Source organism: Brevundimonas sp. BR2-1, from assembly GCF_037626195.1.
Classification (GTDB): Bacteria; Pseudomonadota; Alphaproteobacteria; order Caulobacterales; family Caulobacteraceae; genus Brevundimonas.
The window spans coordinates 481,488-503,579 of the sequence record NZ_JARKMV010000001.1 but is presented as its reverse complement, the minus strand read 5'-3'; the positions used below and the strand labels follow the sequence as shown (position 1 = coordinate 503,579).

At 69.2% G+C, this 22,092-nt stretch carries 21 protein-coding genes; 9 read left to right on the top strand and 12 right to left on the bottom strand.

Annotated features, from left to right (window positions below):
* Positions 1-9 precede the first annotated feature (9 nt).
* From mreC to BrevBR_RS02510, 5 genes are read left to right on the top strand one after another with little or no spacing between them, the layout of a single operon-like run.
* Positions 10-1,104 carry a rod shape-determining protein MreC gene (gene mreC / locus BrevBR_RS02530; protein ID WP_339999829.1) on the top strand — a complete coding sequence of 365 codons (1,095 nt, stop codon included), beginning with the start codon at positions 10-12 and terminating at the stop codon, positions 1,102-1,104.
* On the top strand, positions 1,101-1,619 hold the full coding sequence (locus tag BrevBR_RS02525) for a hypothetical protein (protein WP_332640901.1): 519 nt from the start codon (positions 1,101-1,103) through the stop codon (positions 1,617-1,619). The genes mreC and BrevBR_RS02525 overlap by 4 nt, the downstream gene beginning before the upstream one ends.
* Positions 1,616-3,682, top strand: coding sequence for a penicillin-binding protein 2 (gene mrdA / locus BrevBR_RS02520; RefSeq protein ID WP_339999828.1), 2,067 nt, complete (start codon positions 1,616-1,618; stop codon positions 3,680-3,682). The genes BrevBR_RS02525 and mrdA overlap by 4 nt, the downstream gene beginning before the upstream one ends.
* Positions 3,679-4,836 (top strand): rod shape-determining protein RodA, encoded by a 1,158-nt coding sequence (gene rodA / locus BrevBR_RS02515; RefSeq protein ID WP_332640899.1) that lies wholly within the window; start codon positions 3,679-3,681, stop codon positions 4,834-4,836. The genes mrdA and rodA overlap by 4 nt, the downstream gene beginning before the upstream one ends.
* A 28-nt stretch (positions 4,837-4,864) precedes the next feature.
* Positions 4,865-5,332, top strand: a complete 468-nt coding sequence (locus tag BrevBR_RS02510; RefSeq protein WP_332640898.1) for a DUF6173 family protein — start codon at positions 4,865-4,867, stop codon at positions 5,330-5,332.
* 36 nt (positions 5,333-5,368) lie between these two features.
* Here the strand turns inward: BrevBR_RS02510 and pip are convergent, their stop codons facing one another.
* A complete protein-coding gene (pip, locus tag BrevBR_RS02505) occupies positions 5,369-6,343 on the bottom strand; it encodes a prolyl aminopeptidase (protein ID WP_339999827.1) in 975 nt (324 codons plus the stop codon).
* A gap of 29 nt (positions 6,344-6,372) precedes the next feature.
* Positions 6,373-6,744 carry a DUF423 domain-containing protein gene (locus BrevBR_RS02500; protein WP_332640896.1) on the bottom strand — a complete coding sequence of 124 codons (372 nt, stop codon included), beginning with the start codon at positions 6,742-6,744 and terminating at the stop codon, positions 6,373-6,375.
* A gap of 37 nt (positions 6,745-6,781) precedes the next feature.
* Here BrevBR_RS02500 and BrevBR_RS02495 point away from each other — a divergent pair, with 37 nt between their 5' ends.
* The gene (locus BrevBR_RS02495; RefSeq protein WP_332640894.1) at positions 6,782-7,972 is read left to right on the top strand and encodes an MFS transporter; all 1,191 of its coding nucleotides are present in this window, start codon (positions 6,782-6,784) and stop codon (positions 7,970-7,972) included.
* On the opposite strand, the gene BrevBR_RS02490 is transcribed toward BrevBR_RS02495, so the two are convergent.
* The 3 genes from BrevBR_RS02490 to BrevBR_RS02480 all read right to left on the bottom strand — a co-directional run bounded on the left by BrevBR_RS02490 (position 7,936) and on the right by BrevBR_RS02480 (position 11,455).
* A complete protein-coding gene (locus BrevBR_RS02490) occupies positions 7,936-8,535 on the bottom strand; it encodes a hypothetical protein (protein ID WP_332640893.1) in 600 nt (199 codons plus the stop codon). The genes BrevBR_RS02495 and BrevBR_RS02490 overlap by 37 nt on opposite strands.
* A gap of 112 nt (positions 8,536-8,647) precedes the next feature.
* Positions 8,648-11,017, bottom strand: coding sequence for a tipN (locus BrevBR_RS02485; protein ID WP_339999826.1), 2,370 nt, complete (start codon positions 11,015-11,017; stop codon positions 8,648-8,650).
* A gap of 249 nt (positions 11,018-11,266) precedes the next feature.
* Positions 11,267-11,455 (bottom strand): hypothetical protein, encoded by a 189-nt coding sequence (locus BrevBR_RS02480; RefSeq protein ID WP_332640890.1) that lies wholly within the window; start codon positions 11,453-11,455, stop codon positions 11,267-11,269.
* Positions 11,456-11,640: 185 nt separating this feature from the next.
* Between BrevBR_RS02480 and BrevBR_RS02475 the strand changes: the two genes are divergently transcribed.
* Entirely contained in the window at positions 11,641-13,110 is a 1,470-nt protein-coding gene (locus BrevBR_RS02475; RefSeq protein WP_332640889.1) for a phospholipase D-like domain-containing protein, read from the top strand.
* On the opposite strand, the gene BrevBR_RS02470 is transcribed toward BrevBR_RS02475, so the two are convergent.
* The 5 genes from BrevBR_RS02470 to BrevBR_RS02450 form a co-directional block, all read right to left on the bottom strand.
* Entirely contained in the window at positions 13,091-13,834 is a 744-nt protein-coding gene (locus BrevBR_RS02470) for an endonuclease/exonuclease/phosphatase family protein (protein ID WP_332640888.1), read from the bottom strand. The two genes, BrevBR_RS02475 and BrevBR_RS02470, sit on opposite strands and share 20 nt — an antisense overlap.
* 85 nt (positions 13,835-13,919) lie before the next feature.
* Positions 13,920-14,612, bottom strand: coding sequence for a TPM domain-containing protein (locus BrevBR_RS02465; protein ID WP_339999825.1), 693 nt, complete (start codon positions 14,610-14,612; stop codon positions 13,920-13,922).
* Positions 14,606-15,409, bottom strand: a complete 804-nt coding sequence (locus BrevBR_RS02460) for a TPM domain-containing protein (protein WP_445214752.1) — start codon at positions 15,407-15,409, stop codon at positions 14,606-14,608. The genes BrevBR_RS02465 and BrevBR_RS02460 overlap by 7 nt, the downstream gene beginning before the upstream one ends.
* A 5-nt stretch (positions 15,410-15,414) precedes the next feature.
* Positions 15,415-16,101 carry a LemA family protein gene (locus BrevBR_RS02455; RefSeq protein WP_332640885.1) on the bottom strand — a complete coding sequence of 229 codons (687 nt, stop codon included), beginning with the start codon at positions 16,099-16,101 and terminating at the stop codon, positions 15,415-15,417.
* A gap of 52 nt (positions 16,102-16,153) precedes the next feature.
* Positions 16,154-17,077: a bifunctional methylenetetrahydrofolate dehydrogenase/methenyltetrahydrofolate cyclohydrolase gene (locus BrevBR_RS02450; RefSeq protein ID WP_339999824.1), complete on the bottom strand. Its 924-nt coding sequence runs from the start codon at positions 17,075-17,077 to the stop codon at positions 16,154-16,156.
* Positions 17,078-17,177: 100 nt separating this feature from the next.
* Between BrevBR_RS02450 and BrevBR_RS02445 the strand changes: the two genes are divergently transcribed.
* Positions 17,178-19,004: a PPC domain-containing protein gene (locus BrevBR_RS02445; RefSeq protein WP_339999823.1), complete on the top strand. Its 1,827-nt coding sequence runs from the start codon at positions 17,178-17,180 to the stop codon at positions 19,002-19,004.
* A gap of 57 nt (positions 19,005-19,061) precedes the next feature.
* Positions 19,062-20,081 (top strand): type 2 isopentenyl-diphosphate Delta-isomerase, encoded by a 1,020-nt coding sequence (fni, locus tag BrevBR_RS02440; protein ID WP_332640882.1) that lies wholly within the window; start codon positions 19,062-19,064, stop codon positions 20,079-20,081.
* A gap of 55 nt (positions 20,082-20,136) precedes the next feature.
* Here fni and hutH read toward each other — a convergent pair whose 3' ends face one another.
* Both hutH and BrevBR_RS02430 read right to left on the bottom strand, forming a co-directional pair.
* Positions 20,137-21,666 carry a histidine ammonia-lyase gene (gene hutH / locus BrevBR_RS02435; protein ID WP_339999822.1) on the bottom strand — a complete coding sequence of 510 codons (1,530 nt, stop codon included), beginning with the start codon at positions 21,664-21,666 and terminating at the stop codon, positions 20,137-20,139.
* The gene (locus tag BrevBR_RS02430; protein WP_339999821.1) at positions 21,663-22,088 is read right to left on the bottom strand and encodes an endonuclease domain-containing protein; all 426 of its coding nucleotides are present in this window, start codon (positions 22,086-22,088) and stop codon (positions 21,663-21,665) included. The genes hutH and BrevBR_RS02430 overlap by 4 nt, the downstream gene beginning before the upstream one ends.
* Between the last annotated feature and the right edge of the window lie 4 nt (positions 22,089-22,092).

Sequence of the window (22,092 nt, the reverse complement as noted above, 5' to 3'; positions counted from 1 at the left end):
AGGCGCGCCGTGGCGTTTCGCGACGGACCGTTCGAGAACATCAAGGTGCCGCTGGTCTGGACCGCGGCCGTCGCTGTCGTGATCGCCGCCATCGGCTGCATCCTGCTGCTGATCAGCGACGCCCGCGCCCAGACCTCGCCGTATCAGCCCGTCCGCGCCGGGGTCGAGTCCGTCGCCGGTCCGGTCGGAGGCGTCTTCGCCGCGCCGGTCCGCTGGTTCGGATCCGCCACCGACTATGTCGGCGGCTATTTCTTCGCCGTCTCCGAGAACCGCCGTCTGAAGCGCGAACTGGCCGAACTGGCCCCGTGGCGCGACCAGGCCATCGCCCTGAAGAACGTCAACGCCCGCTATGAGGCCATGCTGGGCATCCGGCCCGAGCCGCCGGTGGCCATGCAGACGGCCCGCTCCATCTCGGATACGCGTGGTCCGTTCTCGCGCGCCCGCCTGATCGACGCCGGCTCGGCCAAGGGCGTCAAGGTGGGCAATCCGGTCATCAACGAGCACGGCCTGGTGGGCCGTATCGTCGGAACCTCGCCCAACGTCAGCCGGATGGTGCTGCTGACCGATGTGGCGAGCCGGACGCCGGTGCTGGTCGACCGCACCGACGCCCGCGCCCTGCTGACCGGCGACGGCAGCGACAATCCGCGGCTCGAGTTCATCCGCGGCGTCGGCTCCGTTCAGGCCGGCGACCGCATCCTGTCCTCGGGCGACGGCGGCGGCTTCCCGCGCGGCGTCCCGATCGGCGTCGCCGCTAGGGGGATCGACGGCTCGTGGCGCGTCAAACTGTTCAGCGACCGGGGCGCCATCGACTATGTCCGCGTCATGCTGTTCGAGGATTTCGGCCAGCTGATCGGCTCGGACGACCTCAACTCGCCGCCGCTGGCCGCCCTGGGCGCCGTGGCCGAAGCCACCCCCGCGCAGGCCGCCGCCATCTCCGACGCGGCCGCCCGCCGCGACGCGGCTCGCGGCCGCGCCGAACAGGCCGCCGCCGACACCGCCCGCGCCGACGCTGTCGAGGCCGCCCGACCGCGCCCGACCCCGCCCGCCGCCGCCGCGCCTCCGCCGGCCGCCGAAGCCGCGCCGCCCGCCGGGGGGACCGAATGAGACGCCCCGTTGCGGTCCGCGTCGTCGGGCCGATGCAGTGGATCGTCTATCCGGCCCTGATCACGGTCGCGGCCACCATCGTCCTGGCCACGCCGGTCGAGCTGTTCGGTCTGAGCCTGCCCGAACCGGTCATTCCCATGGTCCTGGCCTTCGCCTGGCCGCTTATCCGCCCCTCGGTGGTCGCGCCGCTGGTGCTGACTCTTCTGGGTCTGGGGCTGGACATATTCACCTACGGGCCGCTCGGCCTCTGGGCCCTGTCCCTGCTGGCCATCTACGCGATCGTGCTGGCCTCGCGCAGCTTCCTGATCGGCCAGGACACGGCCGTCCTGTTCGTCTGGTTCGCCGCCTGCTGTGGTCTGGCCTTCCTGCTGGTCTACCTTGTGCGAATCTTCATCGACCACAACGCCGCCAGCCTGCTGGCCCTGATCGGCCAGGTGGTCCCGACCCTGCTCCTGTTCCCGTTCGCCAACCAGATGATCGAGCGGTTCGAGGACGGCGACGTGAGGTTCCGATGAGCTCGGAACCCTCCATCTTCTTCTCCGACGTCAACGAGCGGCAGGGCTCCTTCCTGCGCCGCACCTTCGTGTTCGGCGGGCTGACGGCGCTCGGCGGTCTGGCCCTGACCGGCCGTCTGGCCCAGCTTCAGGTCGTGCAGGCGGGCGAATACGCCACCCTGGCCTCGAACAACCAGTTCAACTTCCGCCTCGTGCCGCCCCCGCGCGGCCGCATCCTGGATCGGCACGGCGTCGTCATCGCCGGCAATCGTCCCAGCTTCCGCGTGCTGGTCGTGCGCGACGAGACCAAGGATCTGGACCAGACGCTGGATCTGCTGGGCCGGCTGCTGCCCGACACCATGGACCGGCGCCGCTCGATCATCCGCGACGTCAACGCCGCCCCGCGTTTCAGCCCGGTTCCCGTCAAGAGCGACCTGACCTGGGAGGAGTTCGCCCGGGTCAACCTCTACGCCAACGAGCTGCCGGGCGTCATGGCCGACATGAACGAGGCCCGCTACTATCCGTTCGGCGGCGCCTTCGCCCATGTCATCGGCTATGTGGCAAAGCCCAACGACCGCGACATCAAGGCCATCGAGGACCGGGGCGAGAAGGTCCCCGAGATTCTCTACAACCCCGGCTTCCGTATCGGCCGGCAGGGCGTGGAGAAATCCTTCGACGCCGACCTGCGCGGCGAGGCCGGCGGCAACCGGGTCGAGGTCGATGCGCGGGGCAGGGTGGTGGCCGAGGACATCGGCGGCTCGCGGCCGGCCGTGCCCGGCAAGGACGTGGTCCTGACCCTCGACGCCGACGTCCAGAACCGCGCGCTGGAAGTGATGGGCGAGGAATCGGGCGGCTGCGTCGTCATGGACGTCCGCAACGGCGACATCCTGTGCATGGTTTCGGCCCCGTCGTTCGACCCCAACCTGTTCGTCGGCGGCGTGCCCTCGCGCATCTACCGCGCCCTGTCGGACTATGAGCGCAAGCCTCTGCTGGACAAGACGCTGAACGGCGTCTTCCACCCGGGCTCGACGTTCAAGATGACCACCGCCCTTGCCATCCTGGAGGCTGGCGTCGATCCGACCGAGCGGGTGACCTGCACGGGCGGCTACCGCTACGGCAACCGCGTCTTCCGCTGCTGGGAGCCCCGCGGGCATGGCGCGCAGGACATGCACAACGCCATCAAGAACTCGTGCGACGTCTATTTCTACCACATGTGCAACCGCGCCGGCGTCGACCTGATCCAGGAGACGGCGAAGAAGATCGGCTTCATGCAGACCTACGACATCGGGGTCGGCAACCAGAAGGCCGGCTCGGTCCCCAGCAAGGCGTGGAAGGCCAATTACAACCGCCGCAACCCCAATCCGGAATCGCGCGTCTGGTTTCCGGGCGAGACCCTGTCCGTCGCCATCGGCCAGGGCGATGTGAATGTCACCGCCCTGCAGCTGGCGGTCATGACCGCCCGCATCGCCAATGCGAAGAAGGCCATCAATCCGCGCCTGATCAAGTCGGTCGGCGGGGTCGAGCAGCCGTCAGGCGCCGCGGTGCCCGATCTGCCGTTCCCGCCCGAGCACGTCGAGATCGTGCGTCAGGGCATGGTCGCCGTGGCCAACGACCGGTCGGGCACGGCGTACCGTCAGTCCCAGCTGGGGCTGGGAGATATCCAGATGGCCGGCAAGACAGGCACCGCCCAGGTCCGCAGCTACGGCACCGGCTCGCGCAAGTCGAACATCTGGGCGCTGAAGGACCACAATCTGTTCGTGGCCTTCGCCCCGGTCGACGCGCCCCGCTACGCCGTGGCGGTCATCATCGAGCACGGCGGCAAGGGCGGGGCCACGGCCGGAGCGCCACGGGCGCGCGAGATCATGCGTACGACCCTGCTCAAGGATCCCGAAATGCTGGAGCGTATCCAGCGCCCGCTGCCGCCGGAAGCCCTGGCTCCCGAGACCGAGACGGACGAATTGGCCGGCGCTGCGCCCGAGGAGCCGGTCGCCCAGGCCCAGCCCGCCGCGGCGACAGCGGCGCCGGCTCCCCCAACCACCCCTTCCGGCGGCCCGCGTCCCTATCTGCCCGAGGCTCCGCAATGACCGCCTCCGCCCTGACCCGTCCCGGCGAGCGCGATCGCATCTCGACCAAGATCAGCGAACTGGACTGGCGGTTGATCGGCCTGCTTGGTCTGGTCGCCATGGTCGGCGCCGCCATGCTGTATTCGATCGCGGGCGGGCAATGGCAGCCCTGGGCCGCCAAACATGTGATCCGTTTCGCGGCCCTGCTTGTGGTGATGCTGGGTCTGGCCATGGTGCACCCCAAATGGTGGTTCCGCGCCGCCTATCCGCTGTACGGCGTCCTGCTTGTGCTCGTGCTGATGATCGAGTTCACGCCGCTGGGCTATACGGCGGGCGGCGCCAGGAACTGGTTGAATCTGGGCTTCATGCGCATCCAGCCGGCCGAGTTCATCAAGCTCGGCCTCGTCCTGGCCCTGGCCCGCTGGTACCACAACCATACCGCCCAGGAGGCGCGCTGGTCGTGGAAATTGCTGATCCCGGCCGGGATGATCGGCGTGCCCTTCATCCTCGTCGCCAAACAGCCTGACCTCGGGTCCGCCATGGTCATCGGTCTGACGGGCGCGGTGGTCATGTTCGTGGCCGGCCTCAGCTGGCGCGTCATCGCCGCCGCCGCCGCCGCCGCCGTCGCGATCATTCCGCCGTTCGTCATGTTCGGCATGCACGACTATCAGCGCAACCGGGTGCTGACCTTCCTCAGTCCGGAGTCCGATCCGTCGGGCACCGGCTACAACATCATCCAGTCCAAGATCGCGCTCGGCTCGGGCGGCCTGCTGGGCAAGGGCTACGGCCTGGGCAGCCAGAGCCAGCTGGAGTTCCTGCCCGAACGGCATACGGACTTCATCTTCTCGACCGTGGCCGAGGAATTCGGCTTTGTCGGATCCTTCACCGTCCTGGCCTGCTACGTCGCCATCATCCTGATCGCCCTGCGCATCGCCTCGCTGGCGCACAGCCATTTCGGCCGCATCGCCGCCGCGGGAATGACGGCCTTCTTCGCCCTGTTCGTGCTGATCAACGGCGCCATGGTCATGGGGATGGCCCCCGTGGTCGGGGTGCCGATGCCGCTGCTGTCCTATGGCGGGTCGTCGATGATGACCGTCATGTTCGGCTTCGGCCTGGTGCTGGCCACGCGCGTGCACCGCTATGCCGAACTGCCCAAGGGCCACGGGTTGTTCTGAATCGGCTCCGGTGCGTTAGGGTCGAACCATGAGCAAACCCAAAACCGCCGCTACCCCCGCAACGCCGCCCGTTTTCGTGCCGGACTGGGGCGACAAGCCGTGCCCGAAACCCGTTATCCCTGCAGCGTCCCCGGCGCAGACCGCCGCCCTGATGGACGGCGTACGGATGCGCGAAAATCCGGCCGAATGGGCATTTGTACGCCTCTCCAAGCTGATCGAGGATTTCGAAAAGGGTCTCGACAAGGATGAGGAGATCGGCGCCCGCATCGTGGGCCTGCCCGGCGACGGCACGATGTCGATCGAGGACCTCGGCTTCTGGGGGCCGGACTTCATCATGTTCCTGGGCAAGAACGCCGACGGCAAGCCCGTGCGGCTGATCCAGCACTACGGCCAGATCAACGTTCTGCTGGACGTGCGCAAGAAGCCCGAGGAACGCGAGGCCCGCCGCATCGGCTTCCAGCTGTCCGAAATGGTCCAGAAGACCAATCCGAAGTAACCACCCCGTCGTCGTCCGGCTGCGCCCCCGGAGGGTCTAAAGCCCCGCCGCCCAGTCCGTGGCGCGCACCAGGCTGTCGATGATGCCCGGTTCGGTGGAGGCGTGGCCGGCGTCCTTGACGATGTCCAGCTTCGCCTCGGGCCAGGCCCGGTGCAGGGACCAGGCGCCGGAGATCGGCGTCACAACGTCGAACCGTCCCTGGGCGATCCAGCAGGGGATGTGCTTGATCCGGCTGATGTTCTTCAGCAGCCAGCCCTCCTCGGGGAAGAAGCCGCCGTTGACGAAATACCAGCATTCGATACGGGCGAAGGCGACCGCGAACTCGGGTTCGGCGAATTTCTCGGGCCGGGCGTCCGGTCCCTCGACGCTGACCGTCTCGCCTTCCCAGCTGGACCAGGCGATGGCGCAGCGCTCGCGCTCGGCCTTGTCCTCGCCGGTCAGCCGCTTGTAGTAGGCGCCCATCAGGTCGTGCCGTTCATCCTCGGGGATGGGGGCCACGAACCGCTCCCAAGCGTCGGGGAAGATGTTGGACGCGCCGTCCTGGTAGAACCAGTGCAGCTCGGGCTTGGTCAGCAGGAATATGCCGCGCAACAGCAGGGCCTGAGCCCGCTCCGGATGGGTGATGGCGTAGGCCAGCGACAGGGTCGAACCCCAACTGCCGCCGAACACCACCCATTTGTCGATGCCGAGTAGCTCACGCAGGCGCTCGATGTCCTCGATCAGGGTCCAGGTCGTGTTCTCTTCCAGCGACGCATTGGGCCGGCTGCGGCCGCAGCCGCGCTGGTCGAACAGGACGATGCGGTATTTGGCCGGGTCGAAATAGCGCCGCATGCCGGGATTGACCGCACCGCCCGGGCCGCCGTGCAGGACGACGACGGGCAGGCCCTGCGGATTGCCGCATTCCTCATAATAGATCTCGTGCACCCCGCCGGTCGGCATGAAGCCGGTGGCGTAGGGCTCGATTTCCGGGAAAAGCTCGCGGCGGGTCGTTTCGGGCGCGGGGAAGGCCATACTGTAATCGGGTCTCTTGTTCGCGCCGGTCAGGCGGTGACGGTTTGTGACCGCAATGCGGTAACGGCGAGTAAAAGCCAAGCCGAGATCATCAGAACGCCGCCTATGGGGGCGACCGCTCCCATGACCGGCAGGCTGAGCAGGGCGATGGCCGAGAGGGCGAGGCAGAACACCAGCCCGCCCGCCGCCGCCAGCCATCCGGCTATCGTGACGAGGCGCGAAGGGGTCGGCCAGACGGCGCAGACGAGGGCCAGAACCGCATGGACCATCTGATAATGGCCTCCGGTCGTCAGCAGGGACTTGACCTGCGGACCCGCGCCATGGGCGGCGAAGGCGCCGATGGCGACGGCCAGGGCGCCGTTCAGGGCGGCGAAGATCGCCAGACTACGCGTCACTCTCATGCCGGAACGCTAGCCGACAGAATCCCGCCCGTCTGCTATGGCCCGACATATGAACGCCCCCCAGCGCCTGGCTTTGCAGTATGTGTTGCTCTTCGGCGCCACCGGGGTCAGCCTTCCGTTTGCAGGCTTATGGCTAAGCTCGCGAGGGTTGAGCGGCGCCCAGATCGGAACCCTCCTGGCCATCCCCATGCTGGCCCGAATCATCACCGGTCCGCTGCTGGCGGTCTGGGCCGACGGATTCGGACTGAGGCGGACCCCCATCGCCCTGCTGGGCGTGGTGATGACGCTGGGATACGGGGCGGCCGGCCTGGTCGACGGCTATCTGGCCTGGGCCGTCTGCTGGTTCGTGGGGGCGACCGCCATGGGCGTACTGGTGCCCCTGACGGATGTGCTGAACCTGCGTCTGGCCGGACGGCTCGGCTACACCTTCGCCCTGCCGCGCGCGTTCGGCTCGGCGGCCTTCGTCGCGGCGAATATGATCATGGGCGCCCTGCTGCTGACCGCGCCGGCGGATGCGATCATCGTCTGGCTGGTCGTCGCCTCGCTCGGCCTGGCCGTGGTCGCCGTCCTCGCCCTGCCGCCCGAGCCGGTGGCCGAGGGGGAGCCGCTGCGGGGGCGGGAGCGGTTCCGCGGTATCGGCCGGCTGGTCAGGGATCCGACCTTCGTGACCGCCATCTTCGCCATCGGCGCGGTCCAGGCGGCCCATGCCTATCAGTACGGCTTCTCCGCCATCCTGTGGAAGGCCGAGGGGATCAGCGAGGCGGTCACGGGGCAGCTTTGGGCCTTCGGCGTGGTGGCCGAGATCGCCTTGATGTGGCTGTTCGAACCCTGGCGTCGCCGGGTCGGCATCGGTCCGTGGATCATGCTGGTGGTCGGGGCGGCGGCCGCCGTCCTGCGCTGGAGCGTCATGGCCCTGGCGCCGCCCCTGTGGCTGTTGTGGCCGCTGCAGGGGCTGCATGCCCTGACTTTCGCCGCCACGTTTCTGGCCGGCATCCAGATCGTCGAACGGCTGGCGCCGCGCGACAGCCAGACGGCCGGACAGATGCTCAGCTCCGTGCTGTCGGCCGGAGTGCTGATCGGACTGGCCACGGCGGCCTCGGGCACGCTGTACGATCTGTACGGGGCGGGCGGCTACTGGGCGATGGCGGCGATGGCGGCGGCGGGGCTGCTCGCGGCGCTTCCGCTCAGACGTCAGCTGGCGCGGGACCGCGGCAACGGCGACAGGTGACGGGCCATGGCTTCGGCCGCGACCTTCACCGCGCGCTGGATGTCGGCGTCGGATCCGTTTTCCGGCGCGCGCAACAGGCCCACGGCGGGCGTGTCCAGTCCTTCCGGGAGGCCGGACAGCACCCGGTACAGCAGATAACTGCCGGCATCGTCCTCGGCGTCCGAACTGGCGTCGACCTCCAGACCGGCCTCGTTCAGCGCACGGACGATGTCCGCCACCGGCGCGGTGGCCCGGGCAACGGCGGGTCCGACGCTGGTCAGACGATGCACGCCGTCCAGCGAACGGTTCTCGGCCCGGATCTGCAGTCTGAAGTTCGCGCTGCGGCGGGTGCGTCCGACCAGTAGCAGAGCCCGGCAGTGTTGATCCCCGAGGTGGGCGGCCAAGACCTCGGCCAGCTCATCCGGCTCACCCCCGGGGACGGCGATCGTCCGGGCGCCGGCGGGGCTCCAAGGCCGGCCTGACAAGTCTTCGACCGGATCCCAGGCGGCTTCATCGGAATCCCAGGCGCAGATCACGATCGCGGGGCGATGATCCGGCGACGTCTCGGCGGCTGTGTCGAGCATGAACCCTGCTTACGCGTGACGGATGCGTGACGGGGCGGACCGTGGTGTCATCCCGTGATCAAGGTCAAGTCGAAATCGATTCCAAAGTCCGTTCGGTCCGCTGAATCTCGCGTCAGGAGAGATCGCCGATCGCGGCGTCCAGCAGCATATAGGCCCGCCCCCCGTCCGACGTCAGCCGGCCCTGGATTCCCTGTGCGTCACCGGCGCCGGCGCGCGCCGTCAGGTCGCGGGCGACGGCCCGGACATAGGATTCGGCGTCCGCCCGCAGATCCGGATCTGTCAGGACGCGGCGGGACACGCTGCGCACGGCGGCCGGGGCCACGCGGCGGACGATCTGGCGCGCCCGATCCGGATCGCGACCGGCGACCGCCTGGGCGGCCTCCTCGATGCGGGATCGGGGCAGCAGGGCGTTGGGATCCACGCCCATGCGCCGGATCGCGGCGGTGACGCGCTGCTCCAGTCCCTCGATGTCGGCGCCGGGCATGACCGGCGTGTCCAGATCCAGCGGCGCCTCGCCCGGACCGTCGTCGACCAGATCGCTCCAGCCCAGACGGTCGGCGGGCGGTGCGGCGGGTGGCGTCGATCCCGGCATGGGTTCCAGCTTCAGCCGCCCGCGCAGGCCGAAACCGCGGGTTTCCTCCACCTTGGCGGGACGCTCGCGCGGCGCATCCGGCTCGGGCGTCGGCGTAGGTTCGCGGCGGCGTATGGCGGGCGTATCGCCGGACACCACCCCCATGAGCCGGACCGCCTCGGTCAGCATGTCGTAGTTGCGGCGCACCCGTTCCTGGAAGCCGGAGTCCAGAGCCTCGGTATCGGCTGCGGCCTTCTGCGAGGCGGCTGACAGGGCCGCCAATCCTTCCTCGACGGAGGTTCTGACCGCATCGACGCGTTTTTGCGCCTCTTCGGGCAGGCGGGCGGCGCGTTCGTCCAGATCGCCGATCGTCTCGTCGATCTGGGTGAGGGCGATGTTCATGCGTTCCAGGGTGGATTCCAGACGCTCCAGCGCGCGCTCGCCGGCCTCGTCGATCAGTCCGCCGGTCTCGATCACGATCTTGCGGGCGCTGTCGACGCGGGCGTCGGCGGCCTGATCGGCCTTCTGGGCCGCCTCGAACAGGGCCTCGCCCAGTCGGTCCGCCCGCATTCGGGCCTGTTCCGCGGCATCGGCTGCGGCGGCGCGGGATTCCTCGGCGGTGGCCTGCAGCGCCGACAACGCCAGCCGGGTTTCCTCGACCAGGGCGTCGCGAGCTTCGGCCGCGAGGGCCTCGAACCGGTCGAGCGCAAGTTTGGTGGCCGAGTCGAAGCCGTCCGCCTCGCGCTGGGACATCTCGACCAGGGCGCGGAACTGATCGGTCGCGGCCTCGACGAGGTCCCGGATCGTCTCGGCTGTGCGGGTCGAGGTGTCGCCCAGTTCACCGGCGGCCGAACGGCTGGCTGACAGCTGTTCCGTCAGCTGGGCCCGCTGGCTTTCCACCTGGGCGGAGAAGTCTTCCTGATCGGTCCGCAGGGCGTAGGCGGCCGTGACCAGGGCGGCCCGTTGCTGGCCCAGGCCTTCCTCGACCGACTGGATCTGTTCGGCGACGCCCGAGCCGGCGTTTTCCAGCCGCAGGGTCTGGCGGGCCAGATCGTCGGCGGCGACGCGGGCGGCGTCCTGGGCCTCGCCTGCGGCGGCGGCGAGATCGGCAGCGCGGGCGGCCAGGGCGGCCTCGGCCTCGCGAAGCTGGGTCTGGGCGAGGTCGGAGGCGTCGACCACCATCCGCGACTGACGTTCGACGGCGTCGAGCACGCCCGACGCCTGGGCGTCCAGCTGGGTCCCCAGGGCCGCCATCTGGGTGCGTTCGCCGCCCAGTTCCTCGACCAGCCTGCGCGCGGTGCGGCTGGCGATCTCCGCAGCCTCGTTCAGGCGGGTGGTTTCCTGCGACAAGGCCTCGCGCAGCAGCGCCATGTCGGTGCGGGCCCGTTCGGCGGCCAGCGAGGCCTGGTCGATGTCGTGACGCAGGGACTGCAGGACCTCTCCGGTCTGCTGGGCCGCCAAGGCGGTGGGCGCGATCAGCGCCTCGGACAGTTCCCGGGCGCGGCGCGTCTCGGCGGCCAGACCGGCGCCTTGACGGACGGCGTGGGCCAGCATGATCGCCATGCCGGCGGGGGCCAGGGCGATCAGGGCGTAAACCGCCAGACGCAGGGGCTCCAGCTCCACGGCGCCCGCGCCGAACTCGTACATGAACCAGGCCGCGACGCCGCCAATCCACAGGGCCGAGGCGACGCCGGCGACCAGATAGGCGTGGCGGCCGGACGGTGCGGCAACCCCGGACCGGCGCACCGGCGCGGGCACGGGCGGCGGGTCCCAGGCTACGGGAGGCGCATCCGCCGAGACGCCCGGTTCGGCGGCGGCGAGGGCGGACACGGCGCGCGCAGCTTCCGCGGCGGCGCGCTCCTCGGCGCGGCGCTGATCCTCGGCCATCCGCCGCCTGCGGCGTTCGGACATCGGGCGCTCCGCCGCGGGCTCGGCCGTTGGCTGAACCGTCTCGGGCGCGGAGTCGGCTGTTCCGACCTCCGGCTCCGGATCGGTCAGGTTCAGCGGGGGCCGTTGGCGGGGTGGTTTCATGGTGCGGCGATCTCGTCACGGAGCGGCGTCGGCGACCGACGCGCGAGAGGACGCTGCGACCCTAACGAGTCAATCGCGGCGCGCAAAGGCGGGGGCTGAGGATTCCGGCGGCAGCCTGTACGCGGCGGATCAGCAGTCCTGCTTACGCTCGGATGCAGTGGAGAACATTGCGGCCGAGCGACCGTTGTCGCAATCGCGCACCCGATGGATTTCGCGCTCGGATTTCTGCGGCGGGTCGAGGTCGAGCCCGAACTGCGACAGGGCCGCAGCGGCCAGAATGGCCACGAACCCCGCGATAAATTCGATCAGCGCCTGCATCGCCGATCTCCCTGTCCCGACTGCGACCGAACTTATGCGCCCAAAACCGCGTTCGGACAATCCAGGGCGGATGAACAAAGCGTCACCATTGACCAACTGCACGCAGGGTGGAACGGAAAGGGCCGGCGCGCCCTGTAAAGCTTGAGGCGTCCGGCGCCCGCCACGCGAATGGGCCAAACAACGCCATGACTGATCCCGCCGATCTTCATACCGACAGCCTCCTGAAACCGGGCGTCAACTGCTGGCGGGTGCAGACGGCTGATCGTTTCGCCGTGCTGATGGAGAACGCCGCCTATTTCGAGGCCTTGCGCTCGGCCCTGGCCAAGGCCCGGAGATCGATCGTCATCCTCGGCTGGCAGTTCGACCCGCGAACCCGGCTGGATCCCGAGAGCGCGCACAATGACCATCAGGCCCAGATCGGGCACCAGCTGAGAATGCTGGTGAAGTCGAACCCGGAGCTGGATGTCCGGCTGCTGATCTGGAAATCGCCCCTGCTGATCGCTGCGTCCCAAGGCTTCTACCCTCACAGGGCGCAGGGCTGGTTCCGCAAGCGGATGGTCGAATTCCGCCTTGATAAGCCGGGCCCCATCGGCGCCTGCCATCACCAGAAGGCGGTCATCATCGACGACGCCGTGGCTTTCTGCGGCGGCGGGGACATCTCGACCGACCGCTGGGACTCGGAAGAGCATCTGGACGGCGACCCGCGGCGCTGCCAGCCGTCGGGGGAAATCCCGTCGCCGCGCCATGAGGTCATGACGGTCATGGACGGCGCCGCCGCCCGGGCTCTCGGGGACCTGGCCCGCGAGCGCTGGTTCCGCTCGACCTGGGAACGGACGGTGCCGGACGAGGTGGACAGCGACCCATGGCCCGACGGCGTCGAGCCCGACATGCGCGATGTGCCAGTCGCCATCGCGCGCACCGAGCCGGCGACAGGCGGGCGGGCCGAGGTGCGCGAGAACGAGGCGCTGCATCTCGACGCCATCCGCCGCGCGAAGAAGCTGATCTATTTTGAGAACCAGTATTTCACCTCGCCGGTCATCGCGACGGCGCTGGCCGAGCGGCTGGCCGAGGAGGACGGACCCGAGATTGTCCTGGTCTCGACCGGCAGCAGCCCCAGCTGGTTCGACCGGATCACCATGGACACCGCCCGGTCGGAAATCCTGTTCCGGCTCGAGCAGGCGGACCGGCACAACCGCTTCTTCGCCTTCACGCCCTACACGAAGGGCGGCGAGCGGATCATCGTCCACGCCAAGGTCTCGATCTATGACGACGCGGTGTTGCGGGTCGGTTCGACCAATCTGAACAACCGCTCCTTCGGCTTCGACACGGAATGCGACGTGGCGGCGGAGCCTCACGATCAGATCGGGCGTGACGCGATCCGGGCCGTCCGTCACCGGACCATCGGCCACTGGATCGGCATTGCAGGGTCGGAGTTCGCGGCGGCCGAGGCGACGGCCGGATCGGTCGGCGAGGCCATCCAGCGGTTTGACACGGGCCGGATGCACGCTCTCGGGGCGGAGCCGCCGTCGCGCGCCGAGCGGATCATCGCGGAGTTCCAGCTTGGCGACCCGACCTCGACGAGGGACGCTTTCCGCCCGTGGAAGCGGCGCACCCGATCGCATCGGACCCTGCCGGCTATCCCCGGGCCGGCCTGATTTCGAAATCTATGATCAGGGGCAGGTGGTCGGAGGCCATCCGGGCCAAGGGCGAAAACGGCGCTTTCACCTGGGTCACCACCACCTCGGGGCTGGTGAAACAGTGGTCGATGCGGATGGCCGGGAAACTGGAGGGGAAGGTCTTGACCGACGGCCGCAGGCCCAGGCTGCGCTGACAGTCCGCCAGCTTGGCGGCGAGGGCCTGGTAGGGGCGGGAGACCGAGGTCGCGTTGAAATCTCCTGTCAGCAGGGTCGGGCCGGTGCAGTCGGGATGGCCCAGCCACTCGGGGCCGATCAGAGCCGCCGCCTGGAGTCTCTGCTCGCGCGGGACCAGTCCCAGATGGGTGTTGATGACGTTCAGGCTGACACCGTCGAAGTCGATCGCAGCCCACAGCGCGCCGCGCGGCTCCAGCCCGGGCACGCCGCGGATCGTGGGCAAGGGCCCGGACTTCACCAGCCGCTCGGGATGCAAGGTCAGGATGGCGTCGCCATACTGTTCGGCCTCCACGCGCATGGCGGCGTGGAAATGGAAGGTCATCGCCAGCTGATCGGCGATGGACTGGGCCTGATCGACGAAGCCGGTCCGCCTTCTGCCGACGTCCAGTTCCTGCAGGCAGACGACATCAGGCTCATGCTCGGCGATGACGCCCGCGATCCGGGCGACATCGAGCCTGCGGTCGACGCCGACGCAACGGTGGACATTGTAGGTCAGCAGGCGGGGCATGGAGTCTGAAGCGGGTCCAGTGGGTGGCCGGGGTGAGCCAATACCACATTGAGTGCGGCGCCAACGCGGCGGCGCGGGGTTTGGGTCAGATCACGACCAGCTTGTCCTCGACCTCATTCCGGTTGCGCGGAGCGGGTGGGAAATGTTCCGCCAGCACCGCGCCGCACAGGGCGACGGCGTCGACGAAGCCTCCGGCCGGATCGCCGCGCCGCATGCCTCTGGCCAGAACCTCGACGGCGTCCGCCCAGACGGTCTGGTCGACCTTGCTGTGGATGCCTTCGTCCGCCACCACCTCGACCTGATGGTCGCCCAGGGCGGCGAAGATCAGCACGCCGGTTCGCGCCTCGGTCACGTGCAGACCGTGGGCGAGGAACTGCTGCATGGCCGCCTTGCGCACCCGCGCCTGCCGGATCCTGCGCGGCGTGACCATCCGCGATACGGCGGGAATTGAGGTCAGCAGGAAGACAATCAGGAAGACCGTCGCCTGGATCAGGGCGTAGGCTCCCAGAGCCTGACCCACTGTCACGTCGCGGGCGGCCAGATGCGCGGCCTCCCAGCTCGCTCCCAGACCCGGGATCCATGCCGCCTCGAAGCCGAACGGGATCAGGCCCAGCGGCAGGATCAGGGCGGCCGCCGCCGCCCAGCCCAGCGAGATGTCGCGATAGGCCGAGACCCGCCGCGCCATGACGCAGAAGATTTCGCCCGAGGTGCGGGTTTCCGCGACGCGGATCGCCTCGGCCACGCGGTAGTGCACGTCGGCAGTCAGTTTGATCACCATCCGCCTGAAGCGCCCCCGCCGCCGAAACTGCCTCCGCCGCCGCCGAAACCGCCGCCGCCGCCGAAACCGCCTCCTCCGCCCCGACCGCTGTCGCGCATGGCTTCCGACGCGGCCCAGATCAGCACGGGGCCCAGGCCGCTGGGTCGTCTGCGTCCTCGCCCAGCGCCGCCGATCATCCGCAGCATCAGCATGATGAAAATAATGGCGATGACGGCGGCGACGCCGACAGGCGGCGAGGACTTCGGCCGTTCGGCCGCCGCGGCGCGCGCCTGTGCCTCTGCGGGATCAAGCCGCAACTGCCGGTCGATGGCGTCCACGCCCTGTTCGATGCCGCGTTCGTAGAAGCCCTGTTTGAACGAGGGCAGGATATCGTTCTGGATGATCAGGGCTGACAGGGCGTCGGTCAGGACCCCTTCAAGGCCATAGCCGACCTCGATCCGCACCTTGCGTTCGTTCGGCGCGATGATCAGCAGCACGCCATTGTTCTTGCCGGCCTGGCCGATGCCCCAGGCGCGGCCCAGCTGGTAGCCGTAGTCCTCGATCTCGTACCCCTGAAGGTCCGGCACGGTCACCACGACCACCTGATCGGTGGTGTCCCGCTCCAGCGCCGCCAGCTTGTCGGCCAGCGCCTGCTCCTTCGCGTCGGAGATCAGATCGCCGTTGTCTATGACCCGACCGGTGAGCGTGGGGAACGTCGGGCCCGTCTGGGCGAGCGCAGGGGCGGCTATCAGCCAGACCGCGGCCAGCAGGACCGTCAGGAAGGCAGCGGCCCGGCTGATCGCGGTCGCCGGAAGGATGCGGCTCACCGGGTCGTCGGCGCTGCGGGCGGGGCGGCGCCGGGAGCGACGGAGGGCGCGCCGCCGCCGGGCTGGGCGGCCGGGTTCAGGGCGTCGAAATTGACGCTGGGCGCGGTCTGGGCGGCCTCGGTCGCCGTGAACAGTTGCATCGGCTCGGAACCGCCGTGGATGGTCTTGGCCCAGATGACCGTGGGGAAGGTCCGCAGGCTTGTATTGTAGTCGCGAACGGCCTCGTTGTAGTCGCGGCGTGAGACGGCGATGCGGTTCTCGGTGCCTTCAAGCTGCGACTGCAGGGCGATGAAATTCTGGTTCGACTTGATGTCGGGATAGCGCTCGACGACCAGCAGCAGCCGGGACAGCGCCTGCGACAGCTGGCCCTGCGCGGCCTGATAACGCTGGAAGGCGGCGGGGTCGGTGAGGGTGTCGGGGGTGACGGTGACCCCGGTGGCGGCGGCGCGGGCCTGGATGACCTGGGTCAGGGTCGTGCGCTCGGCGATCGCGGCGCCCTGGACGGTGGCGACCAGGTTGGGCACCAGGTCGGCGCGGCGCTGATACTGCGACTGGACGTCCGCCCAACGGGCCTTGGCGGCCTCTTCCTTGGTGGGAATGGCGTTGATGCCGCACCCGGCGACGGCGGGTGTCAGGACCACGACGGCGGCGAGGGCCGAAACACGGGGCGAAAACCGGATCATGGATATCTCCTGACAGACCAGATCCCGACTATCGGGGTTGAGCGTCGGCGGTTCAAGCGTCCAGCGATTCCGGCGTCACGCCGGCCGACCGGCAGGCGGCCGTATAGGTGTTGGCCAGCAGGCAGGCGATGGTCATGGGGCCGACGCCGCCGGGCACCGGCGTGATCCGCCCGGCCACGGCGCGGGCCTCGTCGAAGGCGACGTCGCCGACGACCCGGGTCTTGCCCTCGGCTGCCTTGACCGGATCGCGCGACGGCACGCGGTTGATGCCCACGTCGATGACCGTTGCGCCGGGCCTGATCCAGTCGCCGCGCACCATCTCGGCCCGGCCGACGGCCGCCACCAGGATGTCGGCGGTCCGGCACAGGGCCGGCAGGTCCCGGGTCCGGGAATGGGCGATCGTGACCGTGCAGCTCTCGCCCAGCAGCAACTGCGCCATCGGCTTGCCGACGATGTTGGAGCGGCCGACGATGACGGCGTTCAGCCCTGACAGGTCGCCCAGCTCGGCCTTCAGCAGCATCAGGCAGCCAAGCGGCGTGCAGGGGACCAGGCCCGGCAGACCGACGGCCAGTCGCCCGGCGTTGACGACATGGAACCCGTCCACGTCCTTGTCCGGGTCGATGGCCCCCAGGACCGCGCTGGAGTCGATGTGGGCGGGCAGGGGCAACTGCACCAGAATGCCGTGGATGCCCGTATCGGCGTTCAGTTGGGAGATCAGGGCCAGCAGCTCGGCCTGGGTCGTCGCGTCGGACAGGCGGTGGGTGTCCGACCGCATGCCCGCGCGCAGGGTCGTTTCGCCCTTGTTACGGACGTAAATCTGGCTGGCCGGGTCTTCGCCGACGATGACGACGCCCAGCCCCGGAACGACGCCGTGCGACTGTCCCAGCCGCGCGGAGGCGGCCGCCACGCGTTCGACCAGCCCGGCGGCGAAGGCCTTGCCGTCGATGAGGGTCGCGGGTGCGGTATCGACCGTCATGAATATCGGCTCCGGTTGTCGGGAAAGAGTTGTGCTCGCGGCGATTTACAGAGGGCGCGGTTCGGCGTCTATGATCGCGGGCCGCAACCGGGGGATTTCCATGCGCCGTCACATCATCCTGACCGCTGTCAGCGCGCTGGCGCTGTCGATCGCGGCTCCGGCCCTGGCCCAGGAGCCGGTTCCGCTGGCGCCCGGCCGCACCGTCGACGGCCAGATCGCCGAGGGCGATGCGACCGGCCCCGACGACGAATACCGCTATGACAGCTATGCGATCAGCGCCCGCGCCGGGCAGCGGTTCGAGGCGGTGATGCGCTCGGCCGCGTTCGATGCCTATCTGGAGGTCTACGGCCCCGGCGAAGCCGCGGAATCGCTCAACACCGACGACGACGGGCTGGGCGAAGGCACCGATTCGCGACTCCGTTTCAATGCGGATCAGAACGGCGTCTATGTGCTGCGGGCCAGGACGCTGTCGGGGCTGGAAGGCGGGGCCTACACCCTGGCTCTGACGGAACGACCGCAGGCCCGGCCCGCGCCGCGCCCCGCGCGAATCCGGTCGGGGCAGAGCCAGCGGGGGCAACTGGCCTCGAGCGATCCCGAAACCGATCAGGGGGGGAACTATGACGCCTTCGTCCTGCGCGCGCGGGCCAGCGAACGCTTCGCCATCGACCTGACCTCCGAGGACTTCGATCCGGTGGTGCGTGTCGGCCGGATGGAGAACGGCGCCTTCACCGAATTGGCCATGAACGACGACGGCCCGGACACCGGCCTGAACTCCAGACTGGTCTTCACCGCGCCCGAGGCCGGCGAATACGTGATCCGGGCGACGGCGCTGAACGCCGCCGGCCAGGGCGCCTATACGCTCGCCGTGGCCGAGGGCCCGGCGCCGGCGCCGAGTCAGCCGATCGAGATCGGGGCCACCGTCTCGGGAGAACTGACCGCCAGCGACGGCAAGAGCGAGTCCGGACGGGCCGCTGACGCCTACCGCTTCTCGGGCCGTGAGGGACAGCGCATCCGGATCGACATGAGCTCCCCGGACTTCGACACCTATCTGCAGCTGTTTGACGACAATCGCCTGAGCCTCGCCGAGGATGACGATGGGGCGGCCGAGGGGACGGACTCCCGCCTGACCTTCACCCTTCCGCGTACCGGGGCCTATGTCGTCGAGGCGCGGGCCTTCTCGGAAGAGACCGGCGGCTATCAGCTGACCATCAGCGAGGTCGAACCCGAGAAGCCGCCCCAGACCCTGGCCTTCGGCGAAACCCTTCAGGGCGAGATCGGCGAAAGCGACTCGACCGACAGCGAGGACCGGGGCTTCGACGCCTATGCCCTGACCGGTGTTGCCGGCCAGCGCATTCAGGCGATCATGCGCTCGGGCGACTTCGACACCTTCGTGCAGATCGGCCGGGCGGGGACCGAGTTCACGGTTCTGGCGTCGGACGACGACGGTCTGGGCCAGGGCACCGATTCCCGCCTCAGCTACAGCCTGCCCGAGGACGGCGACTATGTGATCCGGGCCCTGCCATTGGGCAAGGAGGGCAAGGGCCTGTACTCGCTGGAACTGGTCGACAGGGGCCCGCAGCCGCAGCCAGGCAGTTTGCTGGTCGGCTCGACCGCGCGTGGAACCCTGACCGAGGCGGACGCGACAGCCGAGGACAACAGCTTCTACGACGCCTATCGGGTCACCCTGAAGGAGGACGAGAAACTGCTGATCACCATGGTCTCGAACGAGGTCGACAGCTTCGTCGTCGTCGGCGCCGACAAGGACGGGGCGTTTGAGGTGATGGGGTCGGACGACGACAGCCTGTCGGACACCCACTCCAGGCTGGAGTGGACCGCGCCGGCGGACGGAACCTATGAAATCCGCGCCGGCGCCTTCCAGCAGGGGCAGACCGGCGCCTATGCCCTGAACGTCGAGAAAAAGCCCTGAGGCTTGATCGAGCGGGACGACTGTGGCGAGGGTCGCGGGCAGAGTGGAGTTCGCCGCGTGACCGACATCACCGCCCGCAAGGACGAGCATCTGGACGTGATCCTGTCGGGCCGGGCGCGCCACGGGCTGGACGGCGGCTTCGGCGACATCCGCTTTGTGCATGAGGCGCTGCCCGATCTGGACCACGGCAAGATCGATCTCGGCGCGGACTTCCTGGGGCGCAGACTCAAGGCGCCGCTGCTGATCAGTTCGATGACCGGCGGGCCCGAGCGGGCCGAGGCGATCAACGCCCGGCTGGCCGAGGCGGCGCAGCATCTCGGGATCGGTCTGGCCGTCGGTTCACAGCGGGCGGCGCTGGAGAGCGACGGGGCGCCGGGACTGGACATGGCCCTGAGGCTCAAGGCCCCCGATACGCCCATCCTGGCCAATATCGGCGCGGCCCAGCTGACGCGGGGCTTCGGCATCGACGAGGCGCGGCGGGTGCTGGACATGATCGCCGCTGACGCCCTCATCGTTCACCTCAATCCGCTGCAGGAGGCCTGCCAGCCCGAGGGCGACCGCGACTGGTGGGGCGTGGGCGCGGCGCTGGAGGCCCTGGTCAAGGCGCTGGACGCGCCGGTGGTGGTCAAGGAGACGGGGGCCGGCATGTCGGCCGCGACGGCGAAACGGCTGCTGGCCATGGGTGCAGCGGCGGTGGACGTCGCCGGGGCCGGCGGATCCAACTGGGCTACGGTCGAGGGCGAGCGGGCGCAGGGGGAGGCGGACAAGGCCCATGCCGCCGCCTTCGCCGACTGGGGCATCCCCACGGCCCGGTCCATCGCCGAGGTCCGTGCGGCCTGTCCCAAGGCGATAATTATCGGCTCGGGCGGGATCCGCGACGGCGTGGAGGCCGCCAAGGCGATCCGGCTGGGGGCCGACATGGTCGGTCAGGCGGCGGGGGTGCTGACGGCGGCCACGATCTCGACCGAGGCGGTGGTCGAGCATTTCCAGACCTTGATCCGGCAGATGCGGACGGTCTGTTTCTGCACCGGCTCGGCCAATCTGACGGCCCTGCGCAAGGCGCCGCTGCAGGGCTGAGCTTTGGCCGATCCGTCTGCTCTGGCGAGTGCGGAACAGGGGCGAGAGTCTCCATTCACGCCGAGGGCAGCAGGTCCCCCGCGAACGCCCGGTAGCGGCCCGCGCGGACGCCGTCGGTGGCCCGCGCGATGTCCGGGGCGAAATAGTGATCCGAGCCGTAGGCGGCGGCGGCCTCGCGGACGATGGCCCAGACCTTTTCAAGTTCGGGCGACGACTTCAGCGGACGGTGGAACTCGAGACCCTGGGCCGCCGCCAGCAGTTCGATGCCGACGACGGCGGCCGTGTTCTCGGCCATGTCCAGCAGGCGGCGGGCGCCGTGGGTGGCCATGGAAACATGGTCCTCCTGATTGGCGCTGGTCGGCACGGTGTCGATGCTGCACGGGTGGGCGACCATACGGTTTTCGGCGACGAGGGCGGCGGCGGTGACCTGGGCGATCATGAAGCCGGAGTTCAGGCCGGATTCCCTGACTAGGAAGGCCGGCAGTTCGCTCATCTTCGGGTCGACGAGGATGGAGGTGCGGCGCTCGGAGATATTGCCGATCTCGCACAGGGCCATGGCGATCATGTCAGCGGCGAAGGCCACCGGCTCGGCGTGGAAATTGCCGCCCGAGATCACGTCGCCGTCGTCGATGAAGACCAGCGGATTGTCGGTGACGGCGTTGGCCTCGCGCTCCAGCGTGGCGGCGGCGTTCCTGAGCACGTCCAGCACGGCGCCCATGACCTGGGGCTGGCAGCGCAGGGAGTAAGGGTCCTGCACCTTGTTGCAGCCCTCGCGATGGCTGTCGCGGATGGCGGACCCGGCCATCAGGCCGCGCAGGGCGGCGGCGACGGCGATCTGGCCGGGCTGGCCGCGCAGGGTGTGGATGCGCGGGTCGAACGGAGCGTCGGAGCCCTTGAGCGCGTCGACCGACAGGGCGCCGGCGGCGATGCCGGCGGCGAAGACCGCCTCGGCCGCGAACAGGCCGGCGAGGGCGAGGGCGGTCGAGCACTGGGTGCCGTTGAGAAGGGCGAGACCTTCCTTGGGACCCAGCACGATGGGATTGAGACCGGCGCGGGCGAGGGCGTCCTCGGCGGACAGGGTCTCGCCCTTGTGGCGCGCCTCGCCGACGCCGATCAGGACGCAGCTCATATGGGCCAGGGGCGCGAGGTCGCCGGAGGCGCCGACCGAGCCCTTGGACGGGATGCAGGGCAGGACGTCGGCGTTGACCATGGCGATCAGGGCTTCGAGCGTCGCGCGGCGGACGCCCGAAGCACCCTTCGACAGGCTGGCGATCTTCAGCACCATCAGCAGGCGAACGACGCGATCGTCCAGCAGAGCGCCGACGCCGCAGGCGTGACTGAGGACGAGGTTCTTCTGCAGCGTCTCCAGATCGTCCGTGGCGATGGAGGTGTTGGCCAGCAGGCCGAAGCCGGTGTTGATCCCGTATACGGTGCGGCCCTCGGCGAGGATGGCGGCGACCACGGCCGCGCCCTTGTCGACGGCGGTCCAGGCTGAATCGGTCAGGGAGACGGTCGTCGGGCTGTCGAGAGTCTGGCGCAGCTGATTAAGAGTCAGTGGGTCGGAGCCGATTGTGATCTGGGTCATGCTTTTTCTCCCTTCTCCCCTTGGGGGAGAAGGTGGGCGGCGGAGCCGCTCGGATGAGGGGGATGTTGACGCGGGCCGGCATGCTGCCGGATCGCGTCGAGGACAATGTTGGGATTGGTCGTGAAGGCGTTGTTGCGGAAGCGCAGAACCGTGTAGCCGGCGAGGCGCAGGCGTCCGTCTCTCGCCGCATCCTCGGCTTCTCGCAAGTCGTGGATGCCGCCGTCCAATTCGATCACAAGCCGGAGTTCAGGACACAGGAAGTCGACGATGAGGCCCGCGACAGGCGCCTGTCTGCGAAACTTGAGATCCTGAAACTGACGCCCACGGACCATCGCCCAGAAAATCGACTCGGCGCTTGTCATCTCTGAACGGAGACGGCGCGCTCGGCGCGTCCTGTCAGGCGATTGATGCATGTCGGGCATCCCC

Coding starts and splice junctions, on each gene's coding strand:
- BrevBR_RS02525 (WP_332640901.1), top strand. CDS start 1,101: ATGAGACGCCCCGTTGCGGTCCGCGTCGTCGGGCCGATGCAGTGGATC.
- mrdA (WP_339999828.1), top strand. CDS start 1,616: ATGAGCTCGGAACCCTCCATCTTCTTCTCCGACGTCAACGAGCGGCAG.
- rodA (WP_332640899.1), top strand. CDS start 3,679: ATGACCGCCTCCGCCCTGACCCGTCCCGGCGAGCGCGATCGCATCTCG.
- BrevBR_RS02510 (WP_332640898.1), top strand. CDS start 4,865: ATGAGCAAACCCAAAACCGCCGCTACCCCCGCAACGCCGCCCGTTTTC.
- pip (WP_339999827.1), bottom strand. CDS start 6,343: ATGGCCTTCCCCGCGCCCGAAACGACCCGCCGCGAGCTTTTCCCGGAA.
- BrevBR_RS02500 (WP_332640896.1), bottom strand. CDS start 6,744: ATGAGAGTGACGCGTAGTCTGGCGATCTTCGCCGCCCTGAACGGCGCC.
- BrevBR_RS02495 (WP_332640894.1), top strand. CDS start 6,782: ATGGCCCGACATATGAACGCCCCCCAGCGCCTGGCTTTGCAGTATGTG.
- BrevBR_RS02490 (WP_332640893.1), bottom strand. CDS start 8,535: ATGCTCGACACAGCCGCCGAGACGTCGCCGGATCATCGCCCCGCGATC.
- BrevBR_RS02485 (WP_339999826.1), bottom strand. CDS start 11,017: ATGTCCGAACGCCGCAGGCGGCGGATGGCCGAGGATCAGCGCCGCGCC.
- BrevBR_RS02480 (WP_332640890.1), bottom strand. CDS start 11,455: ATGCAGGCGCTGATCGAATTTATCGCGGGGTTCGTGGCCATTCTGGCC.
- BrevBR_RS02475 (WP_332640889.1), top strand. CDS start 11,641: ATGACTGATCCCGCCGATCTTCATACCGACAGCCTCCTGAAACCGGGC.
- BrevBR_RS02470 (WP_332640888.1), bottom strand. CDS start 13,834: ATGCCCCGCCTGCTGACCTACAATGTCCACCGTTGCGTCGGCGTCGAC.
- BrevBR_RS02465 (WP_339999825.1), bottom strand. CDS start 14,612: ATGGTGATCAAACTGACTGCCGACGTGCACTACCGCGTGGCCGAGGCG.
- BrevBR_RS02455 (WP_332640885.1), bottom strand. CDS start 16,101: ATGATCCGGTTTTCGCCCCGTGTTTCGGCCCTCGCCGCCGTCGTGGTC.
- BrevBR_RS02450 (WP_339999824.1), bottom strand. CDS start 17,077: ATGACGGTCGATACCGCACCCGCGACCCTCATCGACGGCAAGGCCTTC.
- BrevBR_RS02445 (WP_339999823.1), top strand. CDS start 17,178: ATGCGCCGTCACATCATCCTGACCGCTGTCAGCGCGCTGGCGCTGTCG.
- hutH (WP_339999822.1), bottom strand. CDS start 21,666: ATGACCCAGATCACAATCGGCTCCGACCCACTGACTCTTAATCAGCTG.
- BrevBR_RS02430 (WP_339999821.1), bottom strand. CDS start 22,088: ATGCCCGACATGCATCAATCGCCTGACAGGACGCGCCGAGCGCGCCGT.